Below are 18,258 nucleotides of genomic sequence, written 5' to 3'. Positions count from 1 at the left end.
TTGGCTCTGAAGGAAAGTTGGATGCGTGTCAGTTAGACGCGGGCCCCTCCAGAGCCAACGAAAAATACGCATACCAACGCTTAGTCATAGCCAAACCATAACCTCAGGCTCCGGATGCCCGCAAATTGAAATGCAACGACATCAAGGGAAACCGTTTCCCCACGCAATATAAACTTCACCTCAGAACAAATGTCCCGGCCGCGTTGGAACAGGGCGGCCCCAGCTCCAGGAAGGAAACCATGCCAGGCAGAAGGAACACCCGGCGGGTGGGCATCGCAGATGTGGCATCCATGGCCGGTGTTTCGCATGCCACGGTTTCCCGCGTCATGAACGGAAATACCACCGTGGACGCGGACATTGCCGCTCGCGTGCGCGCGGCCGCCTTGGAGCTGAAGTACAAGCCGAACCCGGTAGGCCGCAGCCTGGCCCTGGGAAAAACCGACACTATCGGAATCGTGGTGCCGGACCTGTCCAACCCCACATTCCAGGCCATTCTCCGCGGACTGAGTATTGCCGCGGCCCGCGACGGCTACCGCGTGTTGATCGCGGACTCGTCCGAAGTCTCCAGCGAAGAAGCGATCCTCGCCGGGGAAGCGCGGAGGCGATGCGACGGCGTCGTTCTTTGCGCCCCCCGCATGAGCGACGAGGAATTGGAAGAACTCGCCCCCACGCTCTATCCGCTCGTCCTCATCAACCGGACCACCGAGTCGGTGCCGACCCCCAGCCTCGTGGTGGACTACGGCCAAGGCATCCAGGAACTCGCCGCCCATCTGGTGGAGCTGGGCCACCGCAAACTGGCCTACCTCACCGGACCGGACCGAAGCGCCTCGAACGTGCAGCGCCTCCGCGGGCTTGAGAAGTTCACCGCAGAATTTCCGAACGTCGAGTTGCAGTTCATTCCTGGAGGCAACACGTTCGACGCCGGATTCGAGTCAAGCGATGCCGTCGCCTCGTGCGGGGCCACCGGGATCCTCGTCTTCAACGACGTCGCGGCGATGGGCCTCTTGAGCGGACTGAGCCAGCGCGGGATCCGCGTGCCGGAAGACCTGTCGCTCACCGGTTTCGACGACATGCCCTTCGCCCGGTACACCATGCCTCCTTTAACCACCGCAGCCGTGCCGATCTCCGACCTCGGGGACCTTGCGTGGCGCCGCATGCGGGAGCAGATCCAGACCAAGGACGCCGCTTCCCCCACGAACTACTTCCCGCCGCGGATTGAGCTCAGGGGCAGCACCGGGCCCGTCAAGGCCTAGGTTTGACGGGGGCCAGCCCCAGTCCGGCTTCACGGTAGTACCCCTCGATGTGTGCTGCAACGAGCGTCGCTGCCCGGCCGCCGTCGCCGTCGTTCACTGCCTCCAAGATGGCGCGGTGCTCGGACCGCAGGCGACGGGCAGTGCTTTCCCAATCCGGCAGGTTCGCCGTGAGCGCCGCGGCGTACCCCTCAATTGCTTCGCGGAGCGAGCCCATGATGGTGCTGACCACGGCATTTCCCGCGGCTTCCGCCAGGGCCAAGTGGAAGGCGACGTCCAGCGCGAGGAAGTCGTCGACGGCGGCACTCGACTCCATTTCATCCAGGAGCCTCGCTGCTTCCCCGAGTTCGGGGGCGTCGGCCTTGGCGCGGGATACCGCCCATGATTCGAGCAGGACCCGCGTTTCCACGATGTCGGCGACGGGCAAATGCTGCGTGGCTACGTGAAGGCGGAGCGCGGAGCCGAGAGCCGTGGCCGGCTCCGCGATGACCACCGTCCCGGCATCCTTGCCGGAGCCGACACCTGCCCGCACCACGCCCATGGCTTCCAGGATCCGGATGGCTTCGCGGACCGACGTCCTTGAGACTTCCAGCTGTTCGGCCAGCGCCCGCTCAGCGGGAAGCCGTCCACCAAGCACCAAATGCCCGTCGGACAATTGCTTTTCGATCCAACTCAGGACGAGCTCGTGCGTTCGCATGGATAAATAGTAGTTGATGTGGTTGGACCACATGGCATAGAGTGTGGTCTAACCACACAAGCACACTGGAGACAGCACCATGACGCAGACCGTCCAGCCGAGCAACGCCCCTTCCCTTGAGGTGCCCGCGAACGTCCCCGCCGCCGTCGGGCGCCCCGCAGCACTCAAGCGCCGGGTGCCCAAATACGCGGACCTGGCGCCGCTCATGAAGTTCAAGAAGCCCGAGTTCAGCAACGCGGCGAAGCTGCGCCGCGCATCCACCATCTGGGAACTGCGGGACATGGCGAAGCGACGCACTCCCCAGGCTCCGTTCGACTACACGGATGGTGCAGCGGAGGCGGAGATCACCCTTCGCCGGGCCCGCCAGGCTTTCCAGGACATCGAGTTCCGGCCGGGGATCCTGCGCGACGTCTCCAGCATCGATCTCAGGACTGAGATCCTGGGCAAGGAATCCCGGCTTCCGTTCGGCATCGCGCCAACGGGGTTCACCCGCATGATGCAGTCGGAGGGTGAGTACGCGGGCTCGCAGGCGGCGGAAGCGGCCGGTATTCCGTACACCCTCTCCACGATGGGCACGGCTTCCATCGAGGACGTGGCCGCCGCTGCTCCGAATGGCCGCAACTGGTTCCAGCTCTACCTCTGGACGGACCGCGACCGTTCCCTGGAACTGATCGAGCGTGCCGCCAAGGCCGGAAACGACACCCTCATGGTCACGGTGGACACCGCCGTCGCCGGCGCCCGGCTGCGGGACGTCCGCAACGGCATGACCATTCCGCCGGCGCTGACCGTGAAGACCGTCCTGGATGCCTCGTACCGGCCCGCATGGTGGTTCAACTTCCTCACGCACGAGCCGCTGACTTTCGCCTCGCTCTCCCGCTACACGGGAACCGTGGCCGACCTCATCAACTCCATGTTCGATCCCACCCTGACCTTCGACGACCTCGACTGGCTGCGTGAAACCTGGAAGGGCAAGCTCGTCGTCAAGGGCATCCAGACGGTGGAAGACGCCCGCAAGGTGGTGGACCACGGCGCGGACGGCGTCGTGATCTCCAACCACGGCGGCCGCCAACTGGACCGGGCTCCGATTCCGCTGCACCTCGTGCCGGAGGTCTCCGCGGCGCTGAAGGCGGACAACAGCGACGCGGCCATCATCCTGGACACCGGCATCATGAGTGGCGCCGACATCGTGGCAGCCCTAGCCCTCGGTGCCGACTTCACATTGATCGGCCGCGCGTACCTCTATGGGCTCATGGCCGGCGGGCGCGCGGGCGTGGACCGCACCATCCAGATCCTGGAGAAGGATATGGCGCGCACCATGGCCCTGCTCGGAGTCACGAAGATTTCGGAACTCAACCCGGACCACGTGCGCCTGCTGGGCGCATGACCTGCGGCCCCCTCCCCCCAACTAGCTCGCAGTAGGTGTCGTTTAGAGGCGTCAAAACGACAACAAATGCGAGTTAGTTGGGGTGGGGTGGGCAAGATGGCGCGGGTGGGTGCGCGTGCTTTGGGGTCAGATGAGGCCCTGCGCCAACATGGCGTCGGCGACCTTCACGAAGCCGCCGATGTTGGCACCCAGGACGTAGTTGCCGGGCGCACCATATTCCTCCGCGGTTTCGGCACAACGATCGTGGATGCCCACCATGATTTCCGTGAGGCGAGCTTCCGTGTGCTCGAAGGACCAGGAATCGCGGCTTGCGTTCTGCTGCATCTCCAATGCCGACGTCGCCACACCACCGGCGTTGGCTGCCTTGCCCGGGGCAAACAGGATGCCTGCGTCCTGGAAAACGGCAACGGCTTCACGGGTGGAGGGCATGTTGGCGCCTTCGGCGACTGCCTGCAGGCCGTTGCTGACGAGTTTGGCCGCGGCGTCGGCGTCGAGCTCGTTTTGCGTCGCGCACGGCAGGGCAACGGTGCCGTTGACGTCCCAGACCGAGCCGCCGGCCACATAATTGGCCCCACGGCGGCGCTCTGCGTATTCAGTGAGGCGGCCCCGTTCGACTTCCTTGATCTGGCGGAGCAGCGCGACATCGATGCCGGCCTCGTCAACCACATAACCGGCGGAATCAGAACAGGCGACCACGGTGGCGCCAAGTGCGTGGGCTTTAGCGATGGCGTAGATGGCCACATTGCCCGAACCGGAGACCACCACACGTTGGCCATCGAAGGACCGGCCCCGGGTCTTGAGCATCTCCTGGGCAAAGATGACCGTGCCGAAACCAGTGGCTTCCGGACGGACGAGGGAGCCGCCCCACGACATTCCCTTACCCGTCAGCACGCCCGACTCGTAGCGGTTAGTGATGCGCTTGTATTGGCCGAACAGGTAGCCGATCTCGCGGCCTCCTACGCCGATGTCGCCGGCAGGAACGTCCGTGTATTCGCCGATGTGGCGGTACAGCTCGGTCATGAAGGACTGGCAAAAGCGCATGATTTCGGCGTCGGACCGGCCCCGGGGATCGAAGTCCGAGCCGCCCTTGCCGCCACCGATAGGCATGCCCGTCAGTGCATTCTTGAAGATCTGCTCGAACCCGAGGAACTTGACGATGCCCAGGTAGACCGAGGGGTGGAAGCGCAGTCCGCCCTTATAGGGGCCCAAGGCTGAATTGAACTCGACGCGGAAACCGCGGTTCACGTGAACGCGTCCGGCGTCGTCGGTCCACGGCACGCGGAAGATGATTTGGCGCTCCGGTTCGCACAGGCGCTCAAGGACGGCGCCTTCGAGGAATTCCGGGTGCCTGTCATGTACCGGGCCGAGGCTTTCGAAGACCTCAGTGACGGCCTGGTGAAATTCCAGCTCGCCCGGGTTCCGCGCCAAGACGGTGTCCCGGACTGCTTCCAGCCTCGAATCCATGTGACTCCCTACAACTTCTGCGCCGAACGGCGGGGTCTGCGTACAATCCCGCCCATGCTCGCATCAGACGCGCGGCAGTCTCCATCCGAACCGATTACGACCAAACAGCGCTCAGGGCACAGGCCCGCGAAAAGCGCGGAGTTTCAAGGAAATCATCCGCCAGGGTCAAATGGCAGCGTGACCGGGATCACCCCGGTTTGCCGCTACTTCTTCCGCCCGAACTTCGGCAGATTGGGTAGGTTCGGCAGGTTCGCCAAGAGGTCCGCAGCCTTGGTGGCCGCACGGCCAACCGTACGGCCGATCTGCTGCGGCCTGGTGTCGTCGATACCCGCGACGGGGGCAACAGCTCCGGTGGCGGGAACGGTTTCAGGCAAGCGCTCGACGTCGGTGCTCGCCGGAGAAGCGAGCGGCTCGCCGTCTGGCTGGGTCCGCGCGGCACCCGGCTGGCCCGCTGCACCCTGCCCAACCGTACGGGGCCGCGGGCTGCGTGCCGGCGTGGCGGCCTCGGCCGCGGGCTTCGCGGGACCGACGTCGAACGTCTCCAGCCAGCTGGCAACCCCGGCGAGCGGCTTCGGGTTCAACGCGTAATAGCGTTTCTGTCCCTGCGCGCGCATGCTGACGAGATCCGCCTCGCGGAGTACCTTCAGATGCTTTGAAATGGTGGGCTGGCTCGCTGCGAGCTCCTCCACCAGTTCCCCCACAGCCTTATCCCCAGAGCGGAGGGAAACCAGAATGTCACGCCGGGTTGCCTCAGCAATGACGGCAAATACGTCGTCAGTCACCATGCCTCCCACCCTAGCGACATATACGCCAAAAGGCATCAACTATTTCGCCTCTGCGCGTGCCGTTCCCCGGCTTTGCGCCGACCAGCGGAACAACCATCAGTCGAACCAGGGGTCCAGCCCGTAGAGCGGGAAGATCTCCTTGCGGGTGGCGATGATGGTGCGGTCCACGGCGTCCGCGGGGTCATACCCGACCTCCCACGAACGCCACCACGTGTCCACGCCGTCGCCCATGAGTTCCGGAACCGTTTCCCCGTACTTCTCCCTGACATAGCTCCGGAAAGCCTCCGGGACCGGAGCCGTCAGCTGGACGGGATGTTGGGCCACGATGCCTATCAAATGGCTCCACGTGCGCGGTACCACTCCCGTGATGTCGTAGCCCCCTCCCCCGGTGGCGATCCACCGGTTTTCGCAGAACCTGGCGGCGAGGCCAGCGACGGCGGTGGCCGCCTCGCGTTGGCCGTCCACGCTGAGGTTGAGGTGCGTGAGGGGATCGAGTTTGTGGGAGTCGCAGCCATGCTGGCTCACGATGACTTCCGGTTCGAAGGCCTGCACGAGTTGAGGTACCACGGCGTGGAACGCGCGCAGCCACCCGGCGTCGCCCGTCCACGCAGGCAACGCCACGTTGACGGCCGTGCCCAGGGCGTCCTGTCCGCCAATCTCGTTGGCGAATCCCGTTCCGGGGAACAACGAGAGGCCACTTTCGTGCAGGGAAATCGTCAGGACCCTGGGGTCGTTCCAGAAGATGCTCTGGGTGCCGTCGCCGTGGTGGGCATCGACGTCGATGTACGCGACCCGCCGGACACCGCCGTCGAGCAGCCTCTGCACGGCGAGTGCGGCGTCGTTATAGATACAGAAGCCGCTGGCACGCCCACGGGAGGCGTGATGCATGCCGCCGCCGAAGTTGACGGCGCGGACCGCGGTCCCGGAGAGGATCGCCTCGGCCGCGAGCAACGACCCTCCGGCAAGCCGGGCGCTGGCTTCGTGCATTCCGGCAAAAGCGGGATCATCTTCGGTGCCGAGCCCGCGTTCGGGGTCCGGCGTCGTCGGGTCTTCGCTTGCACGCCGCACTGCGGCGACATATTCGGCACTGTGCACTGCCTGGAGTTCGACGTCGGACGCGACCTCGGGCGCTTGGACGGACACATGCTCCAGGTCGAAGAGTCCGAGCGCCGCTGCGAGCCTGGCCGTCAGTTCCAGCCGCGCGGGGGCCATCGGATGCGAGGGACCGAAATTGTATGCGGTCATGGCGGGATCCCACGCCACCGTCGTTGGCAGCGGGGACGGACGGAGGCCTGCCCAGGAAGTCATCAATGACAGGCTACCCGAGCGGCGGGGACGCACCTGCCCCGTTACAGCAGGCGATTAGTGGTTTACTACTCAGGAAAGCAGAATCAATCGACCAGAAGCGAACAGCACTGCCATGACTCAGAGCCAGTCGAGGTCCCGAGACCCGGCCAGCTGGCAAACCGTCCAGCCGGAGCGGGGAGGCCTGTGGATTTTCACGGGTATCCGCGACTTCATCGACAACATCGCCAACTCCTCACCGGCGCGATTGGCGCTGACGGCGTACGTCTTCGCGATTCTCTTGTTCACCGGGCTGCTTTCCCTGCCGGCGGCATCGGCTGACGGTTCGGTCACTCCCATCCACCAAGCCCTGTTCACCGCTGTCTCAAGCGTGTGCGTAACTGGCTTGACGGTTGTGTCGACGGCGACGCACTGGACCTTCTTCGGCCAGCTAGTGATTCTCGTGGGCATCTTCGTGGGTGGATTGGGAACCCTGACACTCGCATCCCTCCTGGCCCTCATGGTCAGCAAACGGCTGGGCGTGAGGGGCAAGCTCATTGCCCAGGAGGCCATGAACAACGCCGGGCGCCTCGGCGAAGTGGGTACATTGTTGCGGATCGTCATCTCGACGTCCGTGACCATCGAGGCCGTACTGGCCGTCGCGATGATTCCCCGGTTCCTGACACTCGGAGAGGACTTCTGGCAGGCCGTCTGGCACGGGGTCTTCTATTCGATCTCGTCCTTCAACAATGCCGGTTTCACACCCCATTCCGACGGAATCGTGCCGTACGAGGCGGATCTGTGGATTCTTGTGCCGCTCATGCTTGGCGTGTTCCTTGGCAGCCTCGGCTTCCCGGTCATGTTGGTGCTCCGACGGCACGGCCTCAATTGGAAGAAGTGGAGCCTCCACACCAAGCTCACCATCCAGGTTTCCCTGATTCTCCTCGTTGCCGGCGCAGTCCTCTGGGCCTTGATGGAATGGGACAACACCAACACCATCGCCAACATGAGCTTTGGGGACAAGATCACGCATTCCGTTTTCGCCTCGGTGATGACGCGCTCCGGCGGCTTCAACTTGGTTGACCAGAGCCATATGGATTCCACCACGAGGCTCCTGTCGGACGCGCTCATGTTCGCCGGCGGTGGTTCGGCGTCGACGGCGGGCGGCATCAAGGTGACCACCATTGCGGTCATGTTCCTCGCCATCGTCGCTGAGGCCCGGGGCGACGACGACGTAAAAGTTTACGGGCGCACGATCCCCGAAGGCACCATGCGGGTAGCCATCTCGGTGATCGTCGCCGGTGCCACCTTGGTGTGCGCATCCGCATTCCTGCTGTTGGCCATCAGCGGCGCCAGCCTGGACCGGGTGCTCTTCGAAACCATTTCAGCCTTTGCAACCGTGGGACTTAGCACGAACCTCAGCGCCGAGCTGCCGCCGTCGGGCGTCTACGTTCTCGCCGCCCTCATGTTTGCCGGCCGCATCGGCACCATAACCCTTGCCTCCGCCCTGGCCCTCCGCCAGCGCAGGCAGCTATTCCATTATCCGGAAGAGAGGCCGATCATTGGCTAATTCAACAGGCGCCCCCAACCGGCCGGCGCACAACGCGCCCGTGCTGGTGATCGGCTTGGGCCGATTCGGTGCAGCCACCGCCGAGCAGCTCGTCAAGCAGGGACGCGAAGTCCTGGCCATCGAGCGGGACCGCACGCTCGTCCAGAATTGGGCTTCCGTGCTGACCCATGTAGTCGAGGCGGACGCCACCAACATCGATGCACTCCGCCAGCTCGGCGCCCAGGAATTCAGCTCTGCGGTGGTGGGCGTGGGAACGTCGATCGAGTCCTCGGTGCTGATCACGGTGAACCTCGTGGATCTGGGCATCGAACACCTCTGGGTGAAAGCGATCACTGCCTCACACGGCAAGATCCTCACCCGCATCGGCGCCAACCACGTCATCTACCCCGAGGCCGACGCCGGCGTCCGTGCGGCACACCTGGTCTCCGGGCGCATGCTGGACTTCATCGAGTTCGACGACGATTTTGCCATCGTGAAAATGTACCCGCCCAAGGAAACCGTGGGTTTCACCTTGGATGAGTCCAAGGTCCGTTCCAAGTACGGCGTGACCATTGTCGGCGTGAAATCCCCCGGCGAGGACTTCACCTATGCCCGGCCGGACACGAAGGTTTCCGGCCGCGACATGTTGATTGTGTCCGGGCACGTGGACCTGCTGGAGCGGTTCGCCGCGCGGCCGTAGCTGCGTGCGTGAGTGGGATGACCGAAATTCGATGGCTCGAGGCGTTCGTCGCAGTTGCCGAGGAACTCCATTTCGGTCGCGCAGCGATTCGCCTCCACACGGCGCAATCCCCTTTGAGCCAGACGATTCGGAAACTCGAGACTGACCTGGGAACGCGGCTCTTCGAGCGGAACACCCGCAGTGTGGCATTGACCCCCGCCGGGCATGCGCTCTTGCCACGTGCATACAGGGTCCTTCGGGAGATGCGCTTGGCGCGCGAGGCTGCCCAGACCGAGGTCGCCGGCATCCGGGGGAAGGTCCGCATAGGTTTTTCAGGGGCGGTGAACCATCTGACCCTCCCGCCCCTTACCCGCGCATTACGACGGCGCTACCCCGACTTGGAGCTGGACCTCACCAGCCGGGTGCGCACGGCAGATGGATTGGCAGGCGTCGCCAACGGGACCCTCGATCTCGCCTTCGTTGGCATGCCCGAATCGCCGGTCCCCTCTGTCACGGCCAGGTTGGTGGCCCGCGAGGCGATCGGGGCGGTGCTTCCGCTGGATCATCCGCTCGCCCATGAGAAGTCAATACCGCTGCAAAGCCTGGCAGGTGACGATTTCATTTCACCGCCGACGGACGGCTCCTCCTCCATGACGGAAGTCCTCCTCGCGTCATGCATGGCCGCAGGGTTCCGGCCCCGCATCGTCCAAGAGCTTTCCGATCCCTACATGGTCCTGACCTTTGTGGCGGCCGGCGTCGGGGTCACGCTGATGAGCAGCGGGATATCCCAGATCATTCCGTCAGGCGCCACCTATGTGGCCCTGGATGACCCCCAGCACTATATGAATCATGCAATCGCCTGGTCGTCCGAAAACGACTCGGCCGTGCTGGGAGCAGTCCTTTCCGTCATCGAGGAGATCTTTCCCGACCCGTTGGGCTGAGCCCTCAGCTATGTCCCCTTTGTCGGCCCCATGGCTACCCGCGAAACATCTACATTGAGACTGAAAAGCACATAGTGATAGATCATTTCAGTCGTGGACTTACACAGTGCTTGGCATCACACTGGTGAATGAGCCGCACAGCGCGGTGGAACCGATATCCGCAAAGTAGCCGAATTCATGAGGCAAGCGGCTTCGGTGCCGGTCACGTGAAGGGAACACCATGTCAATGTCGACATCGGCGTCAAGACGCCCCAGGAACAACGCCAAAGTAGCGGCGGTCTCCGGATTCGTGGGAAGCGCCCTCGAGTATTACGACTTTTTCATCTTCGGCTCAGCAGCCGCGCTCATCTTCGGGAAGCTGTTCTTTGCCCCTGGCCCGTCAGCGATGTTGTTGTCGTTCGCAACCGTCGGCGTCGCCTACGTCGCCCGTCCGCTCGGGGCAGTCATCTGCGGACACCTCGGGGACAAATTTGGTCGGAAAAAGGTGCTGCTCCTCACTCTGCTTTTGATGGGAACATCGACCTTCCTGGTTGGCTGCCTGCCCACTTACAACCAAGTGGGGATGGCTGCGCCGATCCTCATCGTGGTCCTTCGACTCATCCAAGGACTTTCGGCCGGAGGGGAATCGCCCGGTTCGAGTTCCCTCACGCTGGAGCACGCACCTGACAGGAAGCGCGGCTTCTACACGAGCTGGACGATGAGCGGGATCATGTTCGGCATCGTGCTCTCCACCCTCGTTTTCATTCCCGTGGCGTCCATGCCGGAGAGCCAGCTTTTCGACTGGGGATGGCGGATTCCCTTCCTCGCCAGCGCAATCGTTACCATCATTGCCTTCGTTCTCCGGCGCCTCCTCGAAGAGCCTCCGGTCTTTGAAGAGGTCAAGGAAAACGCCGAAGTCGTGAAGATTCCACTCGTCACCTTGTTCCGGCACCACTGGGTCACTGTCATTCGCATCACCGCGATGTCCCTCTTCACCATCATCAACACCATCCTCAACGTTTTCGCCCTCTCCTACGCCACTTCGGTCGTCGGAGTGGACAAGGGCATCATGCTCACGGTTATCGCGGTGGCCAACCTCACGGCCGTCGCCATAGGCCCGTTGGCGGGAATCCTCTCAGACCGGATCGGCCGCAAGCCCGTCTTCCTTTCAGGCCTCGTGCTGCAGATCGTGATGGTCTACGTGTTCTTTGCAGCCTTGTCCGCCTCGAACGTTCCGCTGATCTTCCTCACCGGAATCCTGCTCATCGGAGTTGCCTACACCGGAGCGAATTCCATTTACCCGGCATACTTTCCGGAGCAGTTCCCGGTCAAGGTGCGGTACTCAGGCATGGCCATCAGCCTTATGTTCGGCCTGCTGCTCGCCGGCTTCGCCCCGGTGATCTCCGAACTCCTCATCGGTGGAGACAAGGCCAACTGGGTTCCGGTCGCCACCTTTGCGGCAGCAGCCTGCATCATCTCGGCGATCGCGACCGTCGCAAGTCCAGAGACCTTCAAGACACCTACCGCCCTGCTGGGCCTGAAGGAGTCCACCGAAGGACTCCGGGAACCGTCAGCCGACAAGTCCGCCAAGGTTGTCGCATGATGCCGACACATTCGCCGGCGCGGGATGCCGGTCCCAACCACCGCTATCTCGTCGGATTGCTTGGCGCCGGAATCGCGGGCTCACTGACACCCCGCCTCCATGAGGTCGAAGCGGACCGCCTGGGCCTGCTTTACACCTACCGGACCATCGACCTTGACATCATTGGCCAGCAGGCCGAGCGTTCCGCCGCGCTGGTACGAAGCGCAGCGGAGCTCGGGTACGACGGGCTCAATGTCACTCACCCGAGCAAACAGCTGGTGCAGGACGGCCTCGACGGCCTCTCGCCCGACGCCCGGATTCTGGGCGCCGTGAACACCATCACCTTCCAAGCCGGAAAGGCGTTCGGCCACAACACGGACCACATCGGCTTCATGGAAGGCTTTCGGACTGGCCTCCCGGCCGCGGCCACCAATTCGGTGGTTCAGCTAGGCGCAGGAGGAGCCGGAGCAGCCGTGGCGTTCGGCCTCCTTCGTGCCGGAACCAAGCACCTGGTGATCGCGGACATCGATCCGGCGAAAGCCGAAAGCCTCATTGCAAGGCTTGCTCCACACTTTCCGGAGAGCCGCATCTCCGCCACCCGCACGGATTCCGTTTCCGCGAGCGTCCGGGATGCTGACGGACTGGTCAATTCAACGCCGATCGGCATGATCGGCCACCCGGGTATCCCGGTCGATCCAGCCCTCATCCACTCGGGACTGTGGGTGGCGGACGTCATCTACCGGCCGCTGGAGACCCAACTGATCAAGGCCGCCCGCGACGAAGGCTGCGCCGTGCTCGATGGCGGACGAATGGTGGTTGGACAGGCTGCCGCGGCGTTTGAGCTCTTCACCGGAATCGCCCCGGACGCCGACCGCATGCTGGCCGCCTTCCGGGAGGCGGTTCACTCATCCCCCGACGCCGGATAGCAGCCCACGTGAATCCACCGAAAGACCGAGACTCCGAGGGAACAATGAATTCAGAAACAGCACCGCGCACCATTGCAGAGTCACGCTGCCTCGTGATTGGAGCAGCGAGCGGCATCGGACTCGCCACCGCGGAACGGCTCAGGGCTTCCGGCGCTGCCGTCATCGGAGCCGACCTACCTTCGGAATGCTGGCCTGGAGATCACGACGCCGGATCGCTCGCCATGGACGTGACAGACCCTGCTTCCGTTGGTGCTGCCGTTTCCGCAGCCGTCCGGACGTTGGGCGGCTTGGACGCCGTCGTGAATTGCGCGGGCATCCTGGGGCCGGTGGCCTCAGCGTTGTCGACGTCGATCGACGATTTCGAACGCATCCTGAAGATCAACCTGACAGGGGCATTCATCGTCTCCCAGGCAGTTTTGCCAAGGATGGCTGAAGCAGGCTATGGGCGGCTGCTCCACATTTCCTCGACGGCAGGCAAAGAAGGCGTCATCAACATGCCCGCGTACTCGGCCAGCAAAGCCGGCATCCTCGGCTTGGTGAAATCGCTCGCGAAGGAATTTGCGCTCACCGGAGTCACGGTGAATGCCCTGGCTCCAGGCAATGTGGTCACTCCGCTCTTCCAAGAGGTGCCAGCAGAACAGCAAAAGGCGCAGGCCGCCAAGATCCCGATGGGCAGGTTCGGGACCCCCGCGGAAGCAGCTTCGCTCATCGAGTTCATCCTCTCGCCGGAAGCTTCATATACCACCGGGTTCGTCTTCGACCTCTCCGGCGGCCGAGCCACGTACTAACCCAACCGACAAACGTCCCACCCCACCATGAGAAAGTTGGCCCGTCCGATGAGCCCCTCGGCCTCCACAAACGCCCGCATCCTTCGCGTCGGAATCGCAGGTTGCGGCGCAATTTCCCGCAACCACCTTCAAGCATTCAGCGCCGTCGACGATGTGAAGATCGTGGCCGTGTGCGACATCGACGTGGACCGGGCCCACGCCACGGCGGAAGCCTGGGGGATCCCGCAAGCAGTCAACACTGTCGATGAATTGCTCGCCCTTGAGTTGGACATCGTTTCGGTCTGCACCCCGCACCCCACCCACGAAGACGTGGTTTTGAAGGCCGCTTCCGCGGGCGTCCACGTGCTTTGCGAGAAGCCGATCGCCATAGAGCCGGCCTCAGCGGAACGCATGGTGGCAGCTTGCGACGACGCCGGCGTGAAGCTGGGTGTCCTGTTCCAGCGCCGCTTCTGGCCAGCGGCGCGGCGCATCCGGGCCGCCATCGACGACGGGACCCTGGGCCGGCCGATCATGGGCCAATGCTCGGTGATGCTGCATCGCGAACCCGAGTACTACTCCCGTGACTCCTGGCGCGGGACCTGGGCCGACGACGGGGGCGGAGTCCTGATGACCCAGGCTATCCACTACATCGACCTGCTCCAGTGGTTCATGGGGGACGTCGCGGAGGTCTACGGCAAGATCAACACCTACAAGCACGGGGAACATATCGAGGTGGAAGACTCCGCCACGGCCGTCATCACCTTCACTTCGGGTGCAATGGCAACGTTGGAAGCCTCGACGGCGGTATCCCCGAGTTTGGGAGTCCAGCTCCGGGTCACCGGCGAGACAGGCGCCTCTGCGTCCCTCACCGAATTTCCCGAAGGCAGCGACGCGCGTGTGGACTTGTGGGCCGTCTCGGAAACCATCACTGCGCAGGCCGCCTACCCTGAGGGTATCGAGCCGATTGTGGACCTGGCCACGATCAACGGTCAGCTCATCCCCCACCACACCACGCAGGTCCGCGACTTCGTCAAGGCGCTCCGGGACGGGGCGGACCCCGCCATCACAGGCCAGGACGCCACCAAGGCCCTCCGAATCCTGCTGGCCGTTTACGAATCAGCGCGGACCGGCCTTCCGGTGCGTTTCGCGGAAAAGCTGCCCGGCATTCCGGCACCGGTTGCCTGTTAAGGAACGAACATGGAACAAACCACCCGCCATGCCGCCCTGCCTCTCACGCTGGGCCGCAACGGCCGCACACCGATAACTCTCCGCAATCGACTCGCCTCCGCGCCCATGGAGCGCAATTACGGCACCACGGAGGGCTTCATCACGGACCAATACATCGACTACCTTGTTACCCGGGCCAAGGCCGGGCTGGGCCTGGTGACCACCGAGGCCACGTTCGTCCGGGCCGACGGCAAGGGCCGCACCCACCAACTGGGCCTGCACACGGATGAGACGATTCCCGGGCTGCGGAAACTCACCGACGCACTGCACGCCGAAGGTGCGCTTGCCGCCGTCGAACTCAACCACGGCGGGCGCACAGCGCAAGCTGCTTTGTCCGGCTTCAAGAACCTCGCGCCGTCGCCGGTTCCGTGCGCGACGGCGGGTGGCGAAGTTCCGCGGGAACTCACCATCGCCGAGTGCCATGAGCTCGTGGAGTCCTACGCGGATGCTGCCCGCAGGGCGGTGGAGGCCGGGTTCGATGTCATCAACATTCACGGGGCCCACGGCTACTTGATCCATCAGTTCATGTCGCCGATCTCCAACCATCGCACCGACGAGTTCGCCGCGCCTGAACACTTCATGAATCTGGTCATCGATGCCGTGCGGGCCGCGGTCCCGGACACGGTCGTCGGTATGCGGGTCTCCGTGGTGGAAGGTCCGCCCGAGGGAATCAGCGCGGGGCAACAGGTGGCGATCATCGCCAAGGCGCACGTGGAGCATCTGGACTTCCTGGACATCTCCGCCGGTAGCTACGAGGCCGGTGAATGGATCGTTCAGTCCGGCGAATGGAAGCCCGGAATCCTCGCCAGCTATGCCGAGGCGTACCGTCAGTTCGGGCTGCCCCTCGGAATGGCCGGACGCCTCAATTCTCCCGCCATCATCGAAGAAGTCCTCCGTGAGGGAACCTGCGACTTCGTCAGCCTCGCCCGCGCCATCCACGCCGATCCCGCATTCGTAGGCGGGGTGCTGCGCGGCGAGCGTTACCGCCCGTGCATCGCCTGCAACGTCTGCATTGACAACCTTGGACTAGGCCAAGTGACCTGCACCGTCAATCCCGCCGTTGGCCGATCCCGCCTGCCGGTCCCCACTCCCGCCGTCCGCCGGGGTTCGAGCGTCGTGGTGGTGGGTGCCGGCCCAGCCGGACTCACCGCTGCCCGTGAACTCGCCGAAGCCGGGGCGAAAGTGACAGTGCTCGACGACGGTGCCCGGTCTGGCGGGCAGTTTGCCCTGGCCGAGCACATGAAGTCAACGCCGGATTTCCACCGTTTCGCGGACTGGTCCACGGAGGAGAATGCCAGGCTCGGCATCGACGTCAGGCTCGGCACGCACGTGGATACTGCCAACGTCCGCGAACTGGTCCGCGGCACTGCGGCAGACGCCGTCGTGCTCGCCACCGGGGGCCTCCTCCCGCCTGCCGCTTTCCCCGGCGGAAATTCCCCGAACGTCGTTGACGTCCGCGAGTGGCTCGCTGCCCATCCGGAGATTCTCGGCGGACAAGACGTCCCGGAGTCGGTGACCATCTGGGGTGCCGACTCGGTTGCCATGAGCGTTGCCGACACCTTGGCCGACCGCGGAACCGCGGTCCTGCTGATTGGCCCCCAGAAAGCAATCGCCCCCGAATCCGGACGTCGTGCCAAGATTCTTGCCGTTCCCCGGCTGATGGCCAACCCGCGGGTCCGCATCCGGCTCGGCTCGACCGTCGAAGAGTACGACGGCGCCCGGGTCCGGATCAGCGGTCCGGACCTTCCGCCCGACGGCGAATGGCTGGCCGCACCGGGACCGGTCTTGGTCTCACGCTCGGTGGTTCCTTTGGACGGTTCTGTATCCGCGGCGGACCGCGACGCTGAACTGAGCCGCGCGGCCGGGGTGCCCGTCACGCTTGCGGGAACCGTCGTCGACCACACGCCGGCCATTGCTTCCAACGCCGTCAAGAGCGGCTACGACGCGGCCCAACGCATCGCCGCGCTTCTGGCCGGCAATGTGGCTGACCGCAACGAACTGAGCCTGAATGGAGCAGCATCATGATCGACAAGACTCCGCGGCCTCTTGGGCTCGCCCAGCTGTCCCTTCTCGATACCGCCCCGCCCCGATTGGTGGGCATCGCCGCGGAGGCAGGCTTCGATTTCATCGGAGTGCGGGTCCGCCCCGTGACACCCATCGAGCGGCCCTATGACCTTCAGCCGGGTTCACCGATGCTGCGGGACACGCTGGACCGCATGCAAGACACCGGAGTGACAGTCCGCGACATCGAATTCCTTCTGATGGACGGCAGCGAGCAACGGGAGGCCTGGCTTCGGATGATGGAAGCCGGACAAGCCTTGGGCGCCGGCTCCCTCACCGTCGCGGCAGCCGATCCGGACACCGCCAGGCTCATGCACAACATAGCCCAGATGGCCGAGGATGGACGCAGCTTCGGCATCACTCCCACCCTCGAAGCAATCTCCTACCAGCCAGTGGCGTCGATCGCCCAGGCCGCGGACATCGCCCGGCAGACCGGTTGCCAAATCGTGGTGGATACCCTGCACTTCAACCGCTTCGATGGTGGTGGGAAAGACAGCGCCGGGAAAGCCGATCAATGGACCCAACTTAGCGCCAACGCAGTATTGGTACCGCTGGTGCAGCTTTGCGACGGGCCAGCCATGCGGCCATCGAGCCGGGAAGAGCTCATCATCGAATCCCGCTCGGAGAGGGGGGTGCCCGGCGAAGGCGACTTTGACCTTGCCGCCGTCGTTGCCGCACTGCCGGACGGCCTTCCGGTCAGCGCGGAGGTGCCGTCGGACCGTCACGTGGCTGAATTCGGCGAACTCGCGTGGGCGCGCCGTCTCAAGTCCGCCTTGGATTCGGTGCTGGCGTCGGCCGGCACACTCAGGGCAACCGCAACCCTCGAAAGAGGAGGTAACAAATGAGCGGCACCATTGAAATGACCACGACGGCGGAACTAGCCCCTGGCGTGCACATCCCGCTCATTGGATTGGGAACCTGGCCCCTCAGGGGCGAGAATGCGGCTGCAGCCGTGAGCCAGGCGATCACCATCGGATACCGGCATATCGACACGGCGGAGAACTACGGGAATGAAACCGCCGTCGGAGAAGGTATCCTCCACAGCGGAATTGAGCGCGAGGAACTCTTCCTCACCTCCAAGTTCAATACGCAGTGGCACAGCCGGAAAGGAGTCCGCGAAGCCTTTGCCCGAGCCTCAAAGCGTCTCGGCACCGACTACCTGGACCTGTTCCTCGTACACTGGCCCAACCCGGCCCAGGGGCTATTCGTCCAAGCCTGCGAAGGACTCCAGCAACTGGTTGACGACGGCTCCATCCGCGCTTGGGGCGTGTCCAACTTCAAGCCTGCCCACCTGCGGCTTGTGCAGGAAGCGGAACTCGATGTCCCGGTCAACCAGGTGCAGATCGACCCCGAGCATGGCCAGCCTGAGCAACTCGCCTTCCACCGCGAACACGGGATCCGCACCGCTGCATACAGCCCTCTGGGCCGCAACGGCGGATTCCTCGGCAACCCAGCTGTGACCGGGCCCGCCCGGGAGTTGGGCAAGACTCCTGCGCAGATCGTCCTGCGCTGGCACGTGCAGCACGGACGCGTGGCCACTCCCAAGTCGGCGAACTATGAGCGACAACGCGAAAACCTGGACGTCTTCAGCTTCGTCCTGACACAGGGCCAGCTCGACGCGATCGACGCACTCGAAACAGGCGCTCCGCCGCGCCTGGATTCCGATACCTACTTCCACTGAAA

16 protein-coding genes are annotated in these 18,258 nt (G+C 64.1%); 12 read left to right on the top strand and 4 right to left on the bottom strand.

The window, feature by feature from the left end; translation table 11 throughout:
- The first annotated feature begins 239 nt into the window (after window positions 1–239).
- Window positions 240–1,253, top strand: a complete 1,014-nt coding sequence (locus tag AC4CS3_RS18920; protein ID WP_490784720.1) for a LacI family DNA-binding transcriptional regulator — start codon at window positions 240–242, stop codon at window positions 1,251–1,253.
- On the opposite strand, the gene AC4CS3_RS18915 is transcribed toward AC4CS3_RS18920, so the two are convergent.
- Entirely contained in the window at window positions 1,243–1,947 is a 705-nt protein-coding gene (locus AC4CS3_RS18915; RefSeq protein ID WP_490784719.1) for a FadR/GntR family transcriptional regulator, read from the bottom strand. The genes AC4CS3_RS18920 and AC4CS3_RS18915 overlap by 11 nt on opposite strands.
- A 79-nt stretch (window positions 1,948–2,026) precedes the next feature.
- On the opposite strand from AC4CS3_RS18915, the gene AC4CS3_RS18910 reads away from it, so the two are divergent.
- On the top strand, window positions 2,027–3,331 hold the full coding sequence (locus tag AC4CS3_RS18910) for an alpha-hydroxy acid oxidase (RefSeq protein WP_490784718.1): 1,305 nt from the start codon (window positions 2,027–2,029) through the stop codon (window positions 3,329–3,331).
- A gap of 126 nt (window positions 3,332–3,457) precedes the next feature.
- Here AC4CS3_RS18910 and gdhA read toward each other — a convergent pair whose 3' ends face one another.
- The 3 genes from gdhA to AC4CS3_RS18895 form a co-directional block, all read right to left on the bottom strand.
- Complete coding sequence (gdhA, locus tag AC4CS3_RS18905; protein ID WP_490784717.1) at window positions 3,458–4,795, bottom strand: NADP-specific glutamate dehydrogenase; 1,338 nt, start codon at window positions 4,793–4,795, stop codon at window positions 3,458–3,460.
- Window positions 4,796–4,998: 203 nt separating this feature from the next.
- On the bottom strand, window positions 4,999–5,580 hold the full coding sequence (locus AC4CS3_RS18900) for an ArsR/SmtB family transcription factor (protein ID WP_490784716.1): 582 nt from the start codon (window positions 5,578–5,580) through the stop codon (window positions 4,999–5,001).
- A 96-nt stretch (window positions 5,581–5,676) separates the two neighbouring features.
- Window positions 5,677–6,888, bottom strand: coding sequence for an acetoin utilization protein AcuC (locus tag AC4CS3_RS18895; protein ID WP_490784715.1), 1,212 nt, complete (start codon window positions 6,886–6,888; stop codon window positions 5,677–5,679).
- A gap of 112 nt (window positions 6,889–7,000) precedes the next feature.
- Here AC4CS3_RS18895 and AC4CS3_RS18890 point away from each other — a divergent pair, with 112 nt between their 5' ends.
- The 10 genes from AC4CS3_RS18890 (at window position 7,001) to AC4CS3_RS18845 (ending at window position 18,256) form a co-directional block, all read left to right on the top strand.
- On the top strand, window positions 7,001–8,434 hold the full coding sequence (locus tag AC4CS3_RS18890; protein ID WP_490784714.1) for a TrkH family potassium uptake protein: 1,434 nt from the start codon (window positions 7,001–7,003) through the stop codon (window positions 8,432–8,434).
- A gap of 40 nt (window positions 8,435–8,474) precedes the next feature.
- Window positions 8,475–9,113: a potassium channel family protein gene (locus tag AC4CS3_RS18885; RefSeq protein ID WP_171983496.1), complete on the top strand. Its 639-nt coding sequence runs from the start codon at window positions 8,475–8,477 to the stop codon at window positions 9,111–9,113.
- Window positions 9,114–9,130: 17 nt separating this feature from the next.
- Entirely contained in the window at window positions 9,131–10,033 is a 903-nt protein-coding gene (locus AC4CS3_RS18880) for a LysR family transcriptional regulator (protein WP_490784713.1), read from the top strand.
- Between the two features lie 220 nt (window positions 10,034–10,253).
- Window positions 10,254–11,615, top strand: coding sequence for an MFS transporter (locus AC4CS3_RS18875; protein ID WP_490784712.1), 1,362 nt, complete (start codon window positions 10,254–10,256; stop codon window positions 11,613–11,615).
- Complete coding sequence (locus AC4CS3_RS18870) at window positions 11,612–12,520, top strand: shikimate dehydrogenase (protein WP_490784711.1); 909 nt, start codon at window positions 11,612–11,614, stop codon at window positions 12,518–12,520. Before AC4CS3_RS18875 ends, AC4CS3_RS18870 begins: the two co-directional genes overlap by 4 nt.
- A gap of 44 nt (window positions 12,521–12,564) precedes the next feature.
- On the top strand, window positions 12,565–13,308 hold the full coding sequence (locus AC4CS3_RS18865) for an SDR family NAD(P)-dependent oxidoreductase (protein WP_490784710.1): 744 nt from the start codon (window positions 12,565–12,567) through the stop codon (window positions 13,306–13,308).
- Between the two features lie 48 nt (window positions 13,309–13,356).
- Window positions 13,357–14,475 carry a Gfo/Idh/MocA family protein gene (locus AC4CS3_RS18860; RefSeq protein ID WP_490784709.1) on the top strand — a complete coding sequence of 373 codons (1,119 nt, stop codon included), beginning with the start codon at window positions 13,357–13,359 and terminating at the stop codon, window positions 14,473–14,475.
- Between the two features lie 9 nt (window positions 14,476–14,484).
- The gene (locus tag AC4CS3_RS18855; RefSeq protein ID WP_490784708.1) at window positions 14,485–16,539 is read left to right on the top strand and encodes an FAD-dependent oxidoreductase; all 2,055 of its coding nucleotides are present in this window, start codon (window positions 14,485–14,487) and stop codon (window positions 16,537–16,539) included.
- On the top strand, window positions 16,536–17,420 hold the full coding sequence (locus tag AC4CS3_RS18850; RefSeq protein ID WP_490784707.1) for a sugar phosphate isomerase/epimerase family protein: 885 nt from the start codon (window positions 16,536–16,538) through the stop codon (window positions 17,418–17,420). Before AC4CS3_RS18855 ends, AC4CS3_RS18850 begins: the two co-directional genes overlap by 4 nt.
- On the top strand, window positions 17,417–18,256 hold the full coding sequence (locus tag AC4CS3_RS18845) for an aldo/keto reductase (protein WP_490784706.1): 840 nt from the start codon (window positions 17,417–17,419) through the stop codon (window positions 18,254–18,256). The genes AC4CS3_RS18850 and AC4CS3_RS18845 overlap by 4 nt, the downstream gene beginning before the upstream one ends.
- Window positions 18,257–18,258 lie beyond the last annotated feature (2 nt).

The sequence above is a fragment of the Arthrobacter sp. SE2 genome, from assembly GCF_058244265.1.
The sequence above is the reverse complement of the archived record's forward strand: the minus strand, read 5'-3'. Positions and strand labels throughout refer to the sequence as shown.